The sequence below is a fragment of the Exiguobacterium sp. SH5S4 genome (assembly GCF_004337045.1).
Taxonomy (GTDB): Bacteria; Bacillota; Bacilli; order Exiguobacteriales; family Exiguobacteriaceae; genus Exiguobacterium; species Exiguobacterium aurantiacum_A.
Window position 1 is genome coordinate 1 of record NZ_SJUQ01000081.1, and the last position, 399, is coordinate 399.

1 protein-coding gene is annotated in these 399 nt (G+C 54.6%); it reads right to left on the bottom strand.

Features of this window, described 5'->3' with window-relative positions:
• Positions 1-399, bottom strand: a 399-nt coding sequence (locus EVJ32_RS16060) for a methylmalonyl-CoA mutase family protein (protein ID WP_236639534.1), incomplete at both ends; no start/stop codon positions are given.

Below are 399 nucleotides of genomic sequence, written 5' to 3' on the forward strand. Positions count from 1 at the left end.
GGTATGCAGTGACTGAGTACCGCCCAGCGTCGCAGCCAGCGCTTCAATGGTGGTGCGGATAACGTTGTTATACGGATCCTGTTCAGTCAGGCTCCAGCCTGAGGTCTGGCAGTGGGTACGCAGCGCCAGTGATTTCGGGTCCTGTGCGCCAAATCCACTGACCGCTTCGCTCCATAAATAACGTGCCGCACGCAACATGGCGACGTTCATAAACAGATCCATGCCGATGCCGAAGAAGAACGACAGGCGAGGAGCGAAGTCATCAATTTTCAGTCCGGCAGAGATTGCTGCTTTGATGTACTCAATCCCATCAGCGAGCGTAAATGCTACCTGCTGCACGCAGTTGGCACCCGCTTCACCCATGTGGTAACCGCTGATACTGATGGTATTAAATCGCGG